This window comes from Companilactobacillus bobalius, from assembly GCF_009764355.1.
The window spans coordinates 315,902-329,791 of the sequence record NZ_LNUA01000031.1 but is presented as its reverse complement, the minus strand read 5'-3'; the positions used below and the strand labels follow the sequence as shown (position 1 = coordinate 329,791).

The window sequence follows — 13,890 nt, the reverse complement described above, 5'->3', positions numbered from 1 at the left end:
AACTCTGGAAAATTTAGACACTACGTCATTAAATTCTGAACGCAAAAAAAGAGTTCTCACTTGTGGAGAACTCTTAAGTTAGATATGAGTGGTAAGACGAAATTTACTGCAGTTTCATCAACTTTTAAATTGAATCTATTTAAATAAATGAATCTTACTACCTGAAACATATCTTACTATAAATATATTTTGTTCAACTAATGGATCCTAGCGAACCACGTATTGAGCTTGCGCGACTACTTAAAAGGTCGATTTTATGTTAACTTTTGTCGCTAGTTCCAAAAATGCCGTTGAACTGTATTACTCTAATTTTCCTTTGTTTTTGACTAATCCTACCATCCCCTAGAAACGATAAAACTTTCTCATTCAAAATCTTTTAGGGCTACAGTTCCTGACATTTCATCTTTACCACGTCTTTAATATAGCATCTTAAGTAAGCGTTTGCAATACCTTACTTTAACTTTTTATAGAGTCGTTCATTCTCTTTAATTTCACTCAAATAGAACTTGCTATTAACTGCTTGGGGATCAACAATTGTTCCATCTTGATACTCAACTTGATACATCTTTTCGTAATCTGCAATGCTCATTTTTTGACGATTATCAAGCATTTCTAAAATGCCACTTTGATCAATAACCTTATCAAAACCAGCTTGAATTTCGCCACTATATAATTCACCAACAGCACCTGAACCGTAACTGAATAATAATAATTCTTCATTGGCTTGAGCAGCATTAATCAAATAAGACAACAGTCCTAAGTAAAGTGAACCAGTATAAAGATTCCCTACTTCACGGCTGAATTTGATACTAGCTTGATAGTGTTCTGTCAATTTTGCGTACTTGACATCTGAAATCTTGCCTTCCAAAGTTCTTAAAGCTTTTGTACCCATCTTCGTATAAGGAATATGGAATAATAAAGTTGAGAAGTCATCAATTGTGGCTGAATACTTATCTTGATATTTTTTCCATAAAGTATTGAAGAAATCGACATATACTTCATTAGAGAATTTACCACGGGCAAAAGCCGTCTTGGAGAATGTTGGACGCCAGAAATCACCCACATTACGAGTCATGTAAACTGATTTGCGAGTCAATTTCAAAACACGTGGATTTTGACTAACGATCATCGCCACTGATCCAGCACCCTGAGTTACTTCACCAGGAGTCTTGATACCATAACGAGCAATATCACTAGCAATAACTAGTGCTTTTTTATCAGGATTTTGACTGACAAAATCAACCGCTGTTTGTAGTCCAGCTGTGGCTCCATAACAAGCCTGCTTAATTTCAAAAGAACGGATATCTTCTGGTAAATCTAATAGATCCATCAAAAAAGCTGCCGATGATTTAGACTCATCGATACTGCTTTCTGTTCCGACAATTAGTAAACCTAAGGCCTTTTTATCTTCGGTGGTTAAAATACTATCAGCTGAATTAGCAGCCATAGTTACCACATCCTCGTAAGGTTGTGGAACAGCTTGTTTGTCTTGTCCAATACCAATTGTAAATTTATTAGGATCAACATCCCTAGCTTTAGCTAGTTCAACAATGTCGATATAATTTTTAGGAACGTAAACGCCTATTTTATCAATACCTATATCCATTATTTACCTCTTAATTCCATTAAAATATTCTTTGCATTTTCAATTGTATAATTTTTTGTTTGATTTAATTGTTTCGAAACTTCATCAATTTCAGAACCACTGGCACCAGCCGAAACCGCTAATGACTTACTCTGTAGTCCCATATGACCAGCCTGAATTCCAGTTGTCACTAAAGCTCTCAGAGCTGACAAATTATTAGCCAATCCAACTGCAGCCACTACTGACTGTAATTGTTTACTATTAGTGATCTTCATAATTGCCAAACTAAGTTGAGCCATCGGTAAAGCACTTATTGCCCCACCGACGCTACCGAGTTCAATTGGCATTTTTAAAGTGCCCAATAATTGCCCATCTTTGATCTGCCATTCACTGAACGGTTGATACTGTCCAGATTCAAAGGCAAAACTGTGAGCCGCAGCTTCTTGAGCACGGAAGTCGTTTCCTGTAGCTAGATAAACTGCATCAATTCCGTTCATAATACCTTTGTTGTGAGTCACAGCTCGTTTAACTGACTGTTTAGCAAAATCAGCTAGTTTCACGATTCTAGTTGCTACTTCAGAACCAGACATAGATTTCGTCTTGAGTTGTTCAAAATCAATCGCCGCTTCAGCAGTAATGACTTGTCCCTGACCACTATTAGACAAAATACTACATAAGATATCACCTGAAACCAAGCTAGAAATCTTATGAGCTGTCTTTTCCAAAATTGAATTAACCATATTGGCACCCATAGCATCAACCGTATCGATACCGAGTTCAATTTCAAAGAAATCATCGTAGCGATTAAATTTCAACGAAACGATACCGCCACCTCGTTTAATAAGACTGGGATGCGCTTGTTGAGCAAATTCAAATATCTCTGAATCTTTCTTTTCTAAGGTTTCAATATCGGTTTTTGTCAAATTTTCCAAAACGATTTGACCATAAACTACTCGAGAACTGGGGAATGTTCTAAAACCACCACTATTTTTGATACGTTTAGCAGCATTAGAAGCTGCAGCAATCACAGAAGGTTCCTCGATAACCATTGGCACAAGATAATCTTGTCCATCGACTACAAAGTCCGTGGCAAAACCATAGGGCAAACTAAAACTACCAATCTGATTTTCGCTCAAACTATTAGCCAAATCTAAAGAAATGGTTTGACGATTCTGCAACAATTCAGCTTGTTTGGTCGTCAGATAACCCGTTTGAACCAATAACTTAATTCTTTCTTCATTCGTCATTTCATAGATTTTCATAGCAGTTTAATACCCATAGCCATACCCATGCCGCCACCAATACATAATGAGGCTAAACCTGTTTGCTTCTTTTCTTGTTGTAACGAATTTATCAAGGTAGCAATCATACGAGCTCCTGTAGCTCCTAATGGATGTCCTAAGGCAATTGCTCCTCCATAAATATTCAAACGATCCATTGGTAGATTCAAATCACGACTAACGGCTACTGCTTGTGAAGCAAAAGCTTCATTAACTTCATATAGATCAAAATCATCTAAACCAGTCTTGTAACGATCAAAATACTTATTTACAGCATAGTATGGAGCATATCCCATATAATTAGGATCAATTCCTACTTCTGTATAACCCGTAATTTCAGCTACCGGTGTCAAACCTAATTCAGTTGCACGACTTTGTTTCATCAGAATAACCGCTGCGGCACCGTCATTGATTGGTGAAGAATTTCCGGCTGTAACAGTACCTTGTTTATCAAATACAGTTCTTAATTGACCCATTTGTTCCAAAGTTGTTGTCGGACGAATTGACTGATCAGTAGTTATCTCTTCGCCATTAACTTCAATCGGAATAATTTCCTTAGCCAATTTGGACTCTGCTTGATGAGCCTTTTGATGAGAATTGTAGGCAAACTCATCTTGTTGCTCACGACTGATATGGAATTTCTTAGCAACATTTTCAGCCGTTATACCCATAGGTAAATTGTTGAAGGCATCATTTAGACCATCATTGAATAATGTGTCAGAAAGTTTAGGACTGACTTCCATTTTTCCAGTTCTAGGAGCATAGAAAGGTGCATTAGACATACTTTCCACACCACCAGCAACAACGATATCTGCATTACCCATAGTAATAGCTGCGATACCTTCGTAAATGGCCTTCATTCCAGAACCACAAACTTGATTAACCGTCATGGCAGTCGAGTCTACTCGACCACCAACGTTTAAACCAATCTGTCTAGCAGTGTTCTGGCCCATTCCAGCTTGATATACATTTCCAAAAATGAATTGATCAATCTTTTTAGGGTCAATCTTATTCCTATCCAATAATTTTTGAACTAATTGTGTTCCTAATTGAACTGCCGTCAAATTAGCATATTGACCACGAAACTTACCAATAGCAGTTCTCTTTGCGTCTATAATTACAATTGGATCCATAATTTATTTCCCTTCAAACTTGATAAGATATCGGTTCTTATTGCATGACTGTATGATTCCGTCCTCCACAACAAGAAAATTTGGCTGGAACGCCATGGGCCGACTGGAAGCTAATAAATTTGCACTTTGTGCAAATTTATGGATCTTCAAGTTCGACCTTTACCTAAGCAATAAATTGCTAAGGTAAATTTCATGGCTGAGCCAATTTTCTTGTTGCTCTGAACTAGTGTGTTGTTCTATCTTTCTACACTTAAATAGAATTAAAAACTATCCAACCACCGTAATTCTAACTGATAACAATAGAAACAGAAACACAGTCGGTAGTAGAAAATCTGTGGGCCCTAAGTGGTGAAATTCTACTTAGCTTGCGAAGCAAGGTTAGTAGAAGACCGAGCTTAGAGATCCATGATTTTTCGCGAAATGAAAAATCATTAGCTTCAAGTCGTGTCCACCACGTTCCAGCGGCCCACAGATTTTCTATGGACGACGGCATCCTCAAGCCATATCAGTTGGTATCGGCTACAATATATTTCCAGCAAGAACCAAAATATCCTTAAGCTTACATAATAATTTAATTGGACAATAAAAACAATTATTTAGTGGAGAATTCTTATGCGTACTATTGATTTAATCTTATTATTAAATGACTTCAAAAAGAACAACCGCATTTTCGTTGAAGATGACGACCAAAGGTTGGCCGTTGTCGATATTGAAATAATTGACGATACGGTTGTTCTGAAGACATCAACCAAATTACACGGTCTTAAAAACTGGGAGTTTCTAGTTTTACTAAATCAAAAAGATTACTATGAATTTCCGATTTTTTATCATAATAAAAACAGCCACAAACAACTCTTCGGTTTCAGAGTCGCTAATGACTGTCTATTACTTGGTTAATTATTTACTTGATTTCTTGCTAGCAGGTTTGTCTTCTGCTTGAAGTTTCTTAGCAAGATCCAAAATGTATGGTTTTAACTCACTTTCAACTTCAGGATGAGTCAAACCATATTCAATATTTGTCTTAACATAGCCAAATTTGTTACCAACATCATATCTTTGACCCTTGAATTCATGAGCAAACACACGTTGTGTCTTATTCATACGATCAATTGCATCAGTCAATTGAATTTCGTTACCAGCACCTGGTTTTTGAGTTGCTAGTAAATCAAAGATTTCTGGTGTCAAAAGATAACGTCCAATAATAGCTAGATTACTTGGAGCATCTTCAGTCTTTGGCTTTTCAACAAATTTCTTAACATTATATAGTCCAGGGGCTGTTTCGCCTTCAGGATCAATAACACCATACTTAGAAACATCTCTTTCTGGTACTCGCATAACAGCTAGAGTTGAAGCATGTGTCTTGTCATAGTCGTTAATCAATTGCTTTGTCAAAGGAACCTTATCCTTCATTAAATCGTCACCCAACATAACAACGAATGGTTCGTCACCAATAAATGAACGTGCTTGAGCAACAGCATCTCCTAAACCATTTGGATGAGCTTGACGACTGTAGTACAAGTTAACACCCAAATTAGTTGTGTCTTGAACAACTTTCAATAATTCTGTCTTGTTCTTTGCTTGAAGATTTTGTTCCAATTCTGGTACGGCATCAAAGTGATCTTCAATAGAACGCTTATTCTTACCAGTAATAATCAAAATATCTTCGATACCTGAAGCCTTAGCTTCCTCAACGATAAATTGAATTGTTGGCTTATCAACAATTGGTAACATTTCCTTAGCTAAAGCCTTTGTTGCTGGTAAAAATCTTGTTCCTAATCCTGCTGCTGGTATAATTGCTTTTCTAACTTTCATCAATTATTCTCCTTTTCGTGCGATTTCAGATAACTAGTTAACTTACCAGTATTTCTTCTTAAAAATGGACCGCCGTATGCTTCGGCAAAACCGACGTTAACGGCATTTCCAAATAAAAAGATTGTTACTGACATATTCACCCACAGTAAAAACACAATAATGGCACCAATTGCACCGTAATTGTCCCAAGCCGATCCAAAATATTTTAGATAGTAAGAGAACAATTGCGATAATCCTAGTAAACCAACACTAGTAATAATTGATCCGGTTATTATGTAATAAAACTTAAGATGGATATTAGGTAAAAAATAATACAAAGCAAAAACGATCATCAATATTATAACAATAGCAAAGGGCCATTTCCAACGCATAAAGACATCTAAAAGTGTTGACTTTATACGTAGCAATGGAACTAGCCAATTTAAAAATATTTGTCCAAATGTAAACGTTACAATCGCCATCACACCAATCACTAATAACATTAGCGTCATTAAAAAGGCTAACGTCCGACGAATAACATAATTTACAAAAGTTTGTTCAGCAAATAGATTATTAATATCTAGTCCATAGGCCTCATTCATCGTCATTTGAGCAATATTCAATCCACGTGAAATTGCCCATAAGGATACGACAATACCAACTGACAAGACGCCTTTGTTGGAATTAGACAAGACTTTTACTATCGTGGGTAAAAAATAATGATGCAAATCATCAGGCAAAATAAACTCGATATAACTAATAACTGTCGGTTTATCCAAATGTAATAATGGGATTAAATTTCCCACAACAATTACCGCTGGAAACAACGACAACAAAATATAATATGTGATTGCTTTGGAAGCCATGGGGACATTAGAATCACTCATCGCTTGAGTAACATATTTAACAAAGCCAAATAACTTCTGCTTTTTAGTTATCGATTGCCTAAACAGTGGTATTTGTTGCTTTTCTTCTTCCATTATTTATCCTCACTATTTTAAAGTAAGTATTTAGCATCATATTCTGGATCTTGAGAAGTCAAGATCTTAGGACCATCTTTGGTAATGGCAATGGTATGTTCATATTGTGCTGAATCAGTTCCATCGGCAGAAACAAAATATTCCCAGCCATCAGCTTTAACAAACTTATCTTTAATTTCCCACGTTCCAAGGTTAACCATTGGTTCAATAGTAATTGTCATTCCTTCACGTAAACGCAAACCTTGTCCTGGTTCGCCATAATGAGGAACGTTTGGAGCTTCATGCATGGTTGGTTGAATACCATGACCAATCAAGTCACGGACATCGCCCATATGATTTTCATCTTCAACATAATGTTGGATAGCATAACCAATATCACCAAGACGATTGCCAACTACAGCTTGATCAATTCCCAAGTATAGAGCCTTGTGTGTTACATCCATTAATTTTTGATCTTCAGCTGACAAATCTCCAACTGCATATGTCCAGCAAGAATCACTTTCATAACCATTTAAGTTAACGGTCATATCTACTTTTAGAACGTCACCGCTCTTTAAAATAAGGTTCTTACGAGGAATACCGTGGGCAACTTCATCATTAACACAGACACAAGTTGCATACTTGTAGCCTTCAAAACCCTTTTCTGATGGACGACCACCGTGTGAAACGATATAGTCGTTAGCAAAATTTTCAATTTCCATTGAAGAAATTCCTGGTTTAATAATGTCACGTAAACCAATATGTGTATTAGCAAGCAATTCTCCAGACTTTCTCATTCCTTCGATTTCTCTTGCAGATTTTAATGTAATCACTTTATAACATGTCCCTTCAAAAATATGTTAGTTTCATTATAACATTAGAGGGTTTCGGAATTAGATAGCCCGTGATATTAATTTTTGCTATAATATCTAAAGATTAAATAATGAGGCGACAATTATGACAAAAGTAAAAATTGTTTTTGCTAGCATTACTGGTAATGATGAAGATATCGCCTATGTCCTAACTGAAAAGTTCGAGGATTTAGGTTGTGATGTTGATATGAGCGAAGTTTCTCAAACAGATGTAGCCGACTTTGAGGATTCTGATATCTGCATTATCGCTAGCTATACTTATGACCAAGGTGTCGTGCCAGATGAAGCATTGGACTTCTACGATGACATGCAAGACCTTGACTTAACTGGAAAAGTATACGGTGTCTGTGGTTCAGGTGACACTTTCTATGAGGATTTCTGCCGAGCCGTAGAAGAATTCGATAAAGTATTTCAAAAAACTGGTGCTACTCGTGGAGCTGACTCTGTCAAAGTCGAGTTAGGACCAGAACAAGAAGATATCGATAACCTCGACAATTTTGCTGAACAAATCTTTAAAAAGGCACAAGAAATGGATCTTTAAAAATGGACTTCTTAAAAAAATACCGTAATTTTGGAGTTTACTGTCTCTTTGGTTTTTTAGCATCACTATTAAATATCGGAATTTTCGATCTATCGCATAACTATTTCCATATTACCTTGTGGATTGCTAATACTATTGCTTGGTTTATCTCCAACTTCTTTTCATTCTTTGTAACGAAATTATATGTTTTCAAATCTGAAATGGAAAACCTGAAGAAACTATTTAAAGAAGGAATGTTCTTCCTTGTTTCACGTATCTTCTCACTGATCTTTGATGATATTTTCATGGTCGTAGCGGTTTTCATTTTTCCTTGGAATAACTTGATTATCAAAGCTATTGATCAATTGATTGTTGGGCTATTTAATTACTTCTCATCGAAGTTAATTTTCAATTATCAAAATCGTCATTTGATTGATCGTATTAAAAATTTAAAAGCACGTCGAAAGAGTCGAAATGAAATTTAATTCGATTCTTTTTTGTTTGACTAAATATTTCGTCTTCCGCAAAAGTTGAAAAGGCGGTGGAACGCCGTGGGCACAGCTTTTACTCCAGACTGGTAAACTTCTCTATTCATTATTACTTTCTAAATTTTTAAAACAAAAATAACAACATCAATTTAAATAAACGTTACCTCAATTCTATCCAAGCATAAAATTATCTAGCTCAACTTGGCCCACGGGAGTCCTATATTAACCATAATTGTAAAGAAATTTTTTATAATATTTTTAAAAGAAAAAAGAGTGTTCATCCAATTTTAACAAATTGATATGAACACTCTTTATTAATTATGTAGAATTAATGCCTTAAACCACCGATAACATTGGAATCAAAGAATTAGTCGGTAGTAAAAAATCTGTGGGCCCACAGATTTTTTGCGGACGACGGCATATTCATCCACATTAGTTGGCATCTAGTTACAATTGAACTTGAGAATATTTCTCACCGTTTATTTAAATTCGTCTGGTTTCTCTGTTGTTTGTTTGAAGTAATAGCTCATTGCATCCAAAATACGTTCGGAAGCTTTACCGTCACCGTATGGGTTTTTGGCATTTGCCATACGATCGTATTCAGCGTTGTCAGTGATTAAACGTGTCATTTCTCTCTCAACTACTTCAGCGTCTGTACCAACTAACTTCAAAGTTCCAGCTTTTACACCTTCAGGACGTTCTGTTGTGTCACGTAAAACTAGGACTGGTTTTCCTAATGATGGGGCTTCTTCTTGAACACCACCGGAATCTGTCATAATAAAGTAACTTCTTGATGCTAAATTATGGAAGTCGACTACATCTAATGGTTCGATCAAATGAATTCTATCTACCCCACCTAGAATTTCTTTAGCAGTTTGTTGAACGACTGGGTTCAAATGTACTGGGTAAACTAATTCAATGTCATCATGCTTAGCAACAACTTTACGCATTGCTCTGAAGACTTCTTTCATTGGTTCACCTTGGTTTTCACGACGATGCATTGTGATTAAAATCATTTTCTTGTCTGGATCAATTACATCTAAGATATCATGATGATAATCTTTGTGAACGGTGCTCTTCAAAGCATCGATAGCTGTGTTACCAGTTACAAAGATATTTTCGCCATGATGATTTTCCTTCAACAAGTTAGCTTTACTTTCATCAGTTGGAGCAAAGTATAGATCAGTTAAATCATCAGTCATTTGACGATTCATTTCTTCTGGCCATGGTGAATACTTATTCCAAGTTCTCAAACCGGCTTCAACATGTCCAATACGTGTTTGATGATAGAAGGCTGACAAAGCGGCACTGAATGTAGTTGTTGTATCACCATGAACTAGTACAATATCAGGTTTTTCTTTTTCAATGATACTATCTAGTTCCTTCAAAACTAAACCAGTGATACCACTAAGTGTTTGACGTTCCTTCATGATATTTAAGTCATAATCAGGCTTGATCTTAAAAATTTCAAGCACTGAGTCTAACATTTCACGATGTTGAGCTGTAACTACTGTCACAGTATCGAAACGATCACTATTTTGCTTTAATTTTAAAACTAAGGGTGCCATTTTAATTGCTTCGGGTCTGGTACCAAAGACCGTCATAACTTTAATTTTATCCAAAATTATCACCTCAATAAATTACCTACAGTATATCAAAGATAACTTTATTAATATAGGTAGACACGTTTGTTTCATAGGATATCGTTTTCTGAAAGTTTTTGCGTATAATATAGATATTATGATTAATATTCCAATACTAATAGTCCTCAGTATTTTAACAACCTTAATTGCCTTCTTCATCGTCATGGCAATTTATAACACCTTCATCAAATCCACCAGTAAAAAATATTGGTGGTTCATTTTAATTGGCCTGCTTATCCTTTATATGATAGCGTTTTACATCTATTTTCACATCCATTAATGGGTTTACAGAAATAGTTTGTTAAAAAAAGTATTAATTTCTACCATTTTGAGTTAGAATTATCAATGTATTCGAAAATGAATTTTATGGAGGTTTATCGATGGTTTTAACAAACGGTAACGAAATTTTCAATAACGCCCGTAAAGGCAAGTATGCTGTTGGTGCTTTTAACATCAACGACTTGGAATGGACACGCTCAATTTTGGCTGCTGCCCAAGAAACACAAACACCTATCTTGGTTCAAACATCAATGGGTGCTGCTAAGTACATGGGTGGTTATGAACTATGTCTACACCTTGTACAAGACACAATCAAGTCAATGGGTATCACAGTTCCAGTTGTAATGCACTTGGATCATGGTAACTACGAAGCTGCTAAGGAATGTATCGAAGTTGGATATAACTCAGTTATGTTCGATGGTCATGACCTTCCATTCGCAGAAAACCTTGAAAAGACTAAGGAAATTGTTAAATTAGCTCATGCTAAGAACATGTCTGTTGAAGCTGAAGTTGGTTCAATCGGTGGTACTGAAGATGGTATCGTTGGTTTAGGTGAATTAGCTGATGTTGAAGAAGCTAAGACTCTTGCTGCTACAGGTGTTGATTACCTTGCTGTCGGTATTGGTAACATTCATGGTGTTTACCCTGACAACTGGAAAGGTTTAAGCTTTGACCGTCTTAAGGAATTAGCTGATGTTATCAAGACACCACTTGTTCTTCATGGTGGTTCAGGTATTCCTAAGGAACAAATCATCAAGGCTGTTTCAATGGGTATCTCAAAGGTTAACGTTAATACTGAATTACAACTTTCATTCGCTAAAGCAACACGTGAATATATCGAAGCTAAGAAAGACTTGGATATTGATGAAAAGGGTTATGACCCACGTAAATTGCTTGCACCTGGTGCTAAAGCTATTACTGAAACAACTAAGGAACGTATCCAATGGTTCGGTACACCTTCAATCAAATAATTATTTGATAAATAAAAAACAGAGACTTCGGTCCCTGTTTTTTTTGTTCTAAAATACCCTATTAGAAATCCTATACATCAAGGACAATTCTAATAGGGTATTTTTATAATTACTAATCTTATTTGTAATAAGAAACCTTAATCAAATCCAATACTAAGAACATAACAAAGCAAATCAAGAAAACAGCCAATACATTTAAAGCCGCTGTATGCAACCATAAAATACTTATCAAACTGGATAGAACTAGATTAATAAATATAACGGTCCCCACTGATTTACTTGTTTTAATTGACCAAAAATGATCTCTCGTTCTTGTTGAAAGAATCATCCCCATTGCGGAGTAAATCAAGTAAACAAATAATATTCCGCTAATTTGGGCATGTGTGAAACTAGTAAATTTGACACTATACCACAACATTGCAAATCCTAATATTAACCAGCCAACTGTATAGATAGCCGAAATTTTCGATAGGTTCTTCAAATTCCAAGCTTCTGGCAAATGATTAATTTTTACTCGATCAGTTCCCAACGTCAAAGTAACACAATCGTTAAAAATAACGATAAAAACGATGATATTCAACGAAACTGGGAAGAAGTTAGTGAATAAATAACCAATAGTTAATAAAAGTGCTAATTGAGCTGTTCTTGCCAATTTAGTGATCAACCAGGTCATCATTCTCTGATAAACTCGATGACCAGCATCTACCAATTCCATGATTCCTTTTAAAGAAGGTTCTGTCAGAATAATTCTTGCAGCTAACTTAGAAATGTCAGTTGCGGTATCAATGGCAATCCCAACATCAGCTTTCTTCAATGCTGGCGCATCATTGACACCATCACCTGTCATACCAACAACGTAACCTTTATCTTGTAAGGATTTTACAATTTTGAATTTATCTTCTGGATAAACATCAGCAAATCCTCCAAATGACAAAGGAGCAGATAGTGCTTCATCAACTGTACCGATTCGATCATTTAGACCCACTTTTTGTGCAATGGCTTGAGCTGTTGGTACTGTATCACCAGTTAACATTAAAACAGTGATTCCCTGCTTCTTTAATGCAGCAATTGTTTCTGGCATGTCAGGTTTAATTTGATCCTTAAAAGTTATCAAACCAATGGCTTCCTGATTGATAGTCAAAACCATTACTTGCAATCCCTGCTGTGATAGTTCGTCAATTTTAGATTTTACTTGATTCTCTAAATTACCTTTTACAGGTGATCCCAAAAATATTTCATCACCATTGTTGAGAACGGCTTTTGCACCTTTCAATTTAGGATCAAATGAAATTTGTTGTTTCACTTCAATTGAAACTATATCATCCGACTTAGCTTTTTGTAGGATTGCTAAATCAAGCGGACTGACACTACTGGGTTTGACGGTTGCTAATGCATATTTGAATAACTGCATTTTATCCAACCCGTTCAAACTTATAATTTCATCGACTACCGGTTTATTCTTGGTAATTGTTCCGGTCTTATCCATTAACAAGACATTCATCGAACCAGCTTCCTGAATACCAGTAAGCCCGCTAACCAAAACACCCTTTTTCGACAAACTGCCTGCTTCTAAAGAGTTGGCAACCGCAAAACTCGATGGCATTGAGATAGGAATTGTAGCTACAAATAGAATAACTACGAATGGTAATAATGAAAGAAACGGTGTATGTCTAATCAATGCAGTAATAGTTAAAATGACTGCTAAAACAACATCCAAATAGGCCAAATACTTAACAACTGTAAAAAGTAAATTTTCCAATCTACCTGGAGCTTCGTTTGTCCTAACCAATTCTGTTGTTTTACCTAGACTACTGTGAACACCAGTTTTTTCAACTGTTACATCCGCTGTACCTTCGATAATCGTTGAGCCAGAATATAACTCATCATCTTCTACTTTAGTAACAGCTTTCGTTTCACCAGTGATAACTGATTGATTAACTAAAATGGCACCCTTAACTACTTTACAATCAGCTGGAACAACTGATCCGACTGACAAATGAATCAAATCACTAGGAACTAATTCCCGACTCGATAATTTTTGCCATTTACTATCACGAAGCACACTTGCGTAAGCAATCAATTTTGTATCCAATTCACCAATTGATTTTGAAGCTCGATTCTCCTGAATGGCTCCATCAATTGCTGAAAATAGTAATAGGGCAAAGATAAAGACAACTTGAATAAAGTTACCTAAAATCAACTCAATTACTAAAGCTAATTCGATTACATAAGGAATTGGACCAACCAAACGTTTTAAAATCAAACTGATAAATGATTTTTGAATCTTTGGCGTCTCATTATATCCGTATTCTTGTCTGAGTTTCTCAACCTCTGGTGTGGTAAGTCCATATTTTTCTTTCATGATTTAT

12 protein-coding genes are annotated in these 13,890 nt (G+C 35.8%); 4 read left to right on the top strand and 8 right to left on the bottom strand.

Annotated features, from left to right (window positions below):
• Nucleotides 1-451: 451 nt before the first annotated feature.
• From ATN92_RS06060 to ATN92_RS06050, 3 genes are read right to left on the bottom strand one after another with little or no spacing between them, the layout of a single operon-like run.
• The gene (locus tag ATN92_RS06060; protein WP_056953725.1) at nt 452-1,606 is read right to left on the bottom strand and encodes a hydroxymethylglutaryl-CoA synthase; all 1,155 of its coding nucleotides are present in this window, start codon (nt 1,604-1,606) and stop codon (nt 452-454) included.
• Nucleotides 1,606-2,847, bottom strand: coding sequence for a hydroxymethylglutaryl-CoA reductase, degradative (locus tag ATN92_RS06055; protein ID WP_056953723.1), 1,242 nt, complete (start codon nt 2,845-2,847; stop codon nt 1,606-1,608). The genes ATN92_RS06060 and ATN92_RS06055 overlap by 1 nt, the downstream gene beginning before the upstream one ends.
• Nucleotides 2,844-3,998 (bottom strand): thiolase family protein, encoded by a 1,155-nt coding sequence (locus tag ATN92_RS06050; protein ID WP_056953721.1) that lies wholly within the window; start codon nt 3,996-3,998, stop codon nt 2,844-2,846. Before ATN92_RS06050 ends, ATN92_RS06055 begins: the two co-directional genes overlap by 4 nt.
• 612 nt (nt 3,999-4,610) lie before the next feature.
• Between ATN92_RS06050 and ATN92_RS06045 the strand changes: the two genes are divergently transcribed.
• Complete coding sequence (locus tag ATN92_RS06045; protein WP_056953719.1) at nt 4,611-4,895, top strand: hypothetical protein; 285 nt, start codon at nt 4,611-4,613, stop codon at nt 4,893-4,895.
• On the opposite strand, the gene galU is transcribed toward ATN92_RS06045, so the two are convergent.
• The 3 genes from galU to map are packed head-to-tail and all read right to left on the bottom strand — an operon-like array spanning nt 4,896 to nt 7,581.
• Nucleotides 4,896-5,810 carry a UTP--glucose-1-phosphate uridylyltransferase GalU gene (galU, locus tag ATN92_RS06040; protein WP_056953717.1) on the bottom strand — a complete coding sequence of 305 codons (915 nt, stop codon included), beginning with the start codon at nt 5,808-5,810 and terminating at the stop codon, nt 4,896-4,898.
• Nucleotides 5,810-6,769: a YihY/virulence factor BrkB family protein gene (locus ATN92_RS06035; RefSeq protein WP_234032533.1), complete on the bottom strand. Its 960-nt coding sequence runs from the start codon at nt 6,767-6,769 to the stop codon at nt 5,810-5,812. Before ATN92_RS06035 ends, galU begins: the two co-directional genes overlap by 1 nt.
• Before the next feature lie 17 nt (nt 6,770-6,786).
• Nucleotides 6,787-7,581 (bottom strand): type I methionyl aminopeptidase, encoded by a 795-nt coding sequence (gene map, locus ATN92_RS06030; protein ID WP_025084677.1) that lies wholly within the window; start codon nt 7,579-7,581, stop codon nt 6,787-6,789.
• Nucleotides 7,582-7,705: 124 nt separating this feature from the next.
• Here map and ATN92_RS06025 point away from each other — a divergent pair, with 124 nt between their 5' ends.
• Nucleotides 7,706-8,161 (top strand): flavodoxin, encoded by a 456-nt coding sequence (locus ATN92_RS06025; protein WP_056953713.1) that lies wholly within the window; start codon nt 7,706-7,708, stop codon nt 8,159-8,161.
• Between the two features lie 2 nt (nt 8,162-8,163).
• Nucleotides 8,164-8,625, top strand: a complete 462-nt coding sequence (locus ATN92_RS06020) for a GtrA family protein (RefSeq protein ID WP_056953711.1) — start codon at nt 8,164-8,166, stop codon at nt 8,623-8,625.
• A 482-nt stretch (nt 8,626-9,107) separates the two neighbouring features.
• On the opposite strand, the gene wecB is transcribed toward ATN92_RS06020, so the two are convergent.
• Nucleotides 9,108-10,250, bottom strand: coding sequence for a non-hydrolyzing UDP-N-acetylglucosamine 2-epimerase (gene wecB / locus ATN92_RS06015; RefSeq protein ID WP_087721271.1), 1,143 nt, complete (start codon nt 10,248-10,250; stop codon nt 9,108-9,110).
• Nucleotides 10,251-10,651: 401 nt separating this feature from the next.
• Here wecB and fba point away from each other — a divergent pair, with 401 nt between their 5' ends.
• Complete coding sequence (fba, locus tag ATN92_RS06010) at nt 10,652-11,521, top strand: class II fructose-1,6-bisphosphate aldolase (RefSeq protein ID WP_056953709.1); 870 nt, start codon at nt 10,652-10,654, stop codon at nt 11,519-11,521.
• Between the two features lie 118 nt (nt 11,522-11,639).
• On the opposite strand, the gene ATN92_RS06005 is transcribed toward fba, so the two are convergent.
• Nucleotides 11,640-13,883: an HAD-IC family P-type ATPase gene (locus tag ATN92_RS06005; RefSeq protein WP_056953707.1), complete on the bottom strand. Its 2,244-nt coding sequence runs from the start codon at nt 13,881-13,883 to the stop codon at nt 11,640-11,642.
• Nucleotides 13,884-13,890 lie beyond the last annotated feature (7 nt).